The following is a 1,246-nucleotide window of genomic DNA, read 5'->3' as shown; positions in this document are numbered from 1 at the left end:
ACCTTTCGCTGATATGACGGACGAGATAGAGATAGAAGTTCTTCAGCATGGCGGTAACCATCATGAAAACCATGTTCTCAGCCATAAAGGAAAATGGCAGATGTGACCATCCAAAGTCATTGTTCTGTATGTCGAAGTTCTTTTCACTTGCCCCACGCTCATTATAGAATGTAATGATGTCCTTCTCGGTAGACACCCAGGCATTGGTGAGGATACAGCGGTATGTGTATATTACTCCGAACATATCCGTCTGTTGCTTGCCATCCTTGTCTTTCAAAGGACTACGCTGTACGACAAGTCTGTATGACTTTCCTTCTATCAAGCTGTCCATGCTGATGGATGTGACATCGCATTTCTCATAGCCAATCTCAACGTTTTTCCATTCCTTCAACTGTCGGAAATTCTCATAGCGACTGCCGCAGTTGGCTGCACGAATGTAGAACGTGTTGCAGCGCTGCTCTACGGTTTGTATGATTTCCTTTGAGAACGATCCGCAGTCGGCACGGAAACGCTCTATTACCACACCAAGTTCTGAGGTTACACGGTCCATAATGCGACGGAGCGTGTCCTCCTGATGGAATCTCACATTGGTATTTCCGTCACGATTCTCACCTCCGACTATGATTCCTCCAATGGAAGCCCAACCAGGGAAATAGCCAAAATCCTGCTTGTAAGAATACTTTGCATCGAACTTGTGGGCAGGAACAAACTGGTGGTCAAAGTCCAGGTCAACATGACTGCCCACCTTTATAAGCCCCATTCTCCGTATCATCCGTAAAAGTAAGGTATTCAACTTTTCTGCCGTGTTGAAACTATACGACTTGCCGGAGGTCTCGCTCTTGTAGACAATGTTCTCTTCAGCAAGCTCCTTTAGTCCGCGCCCCACAGTGTCGGCACCGGGTAATAGCGTATTAGGTCTCTGCTTGAACTGCCCTATAAGCACATTGATGTCCTCAAGGCATTCTCCACCACAAAGGTAACTGAAGAAGAGAGAGCCGAAAATATTTCCATGGCTGAATGCTTTGCCACTACTTCCACGTTTGCCCAATACAGACTCGGTAAGTTTTTCAAAGCCCAACTTTGAGAAAACGTCCATAATATGATAAATTCCACCGAAAGAAGTGATATTCTCGTTTTTAATTGCTACCTTTGTCATGTCAGATTTTTGCTTACTTATTATGTTTGTAGTCACCAAGATAGGTGAAATTTCTGACATATCCAAGTGTTTTGAGTAACTTTGTTTCTC

Annotated in this window: 1 protein-coding gene; it reads right to left on the bottom strand. The window is 44.5% G+C overall.

Features of this window, described 5'->3' with window-relative positions; translation table 11 throughout:
- Positions 1–1,156, bottom strand: a 1,156-nt coding sequence (locus HMPREF0666_RS15855; RefSeq protein WP_009013412.1) for an IS1380 family transposase, incomplete at its 3' end; no start/stop codon positions are given.
- Between the last annotated feature and the right edge of the window lie 90 nt (positions 1,157–1,246).

The organism is Prevotella sp. C561 (assembly GCF_000224595.1).
Lineage (GTDB): Bacteria > Bacteroidota > Bacteroidia > Bacteroidales > Bacteroidaceae > Prevotella > Prevotella jejuni.
This window is presented reverse-complemented; position numbering and strand designations above follow the sequence as displayed.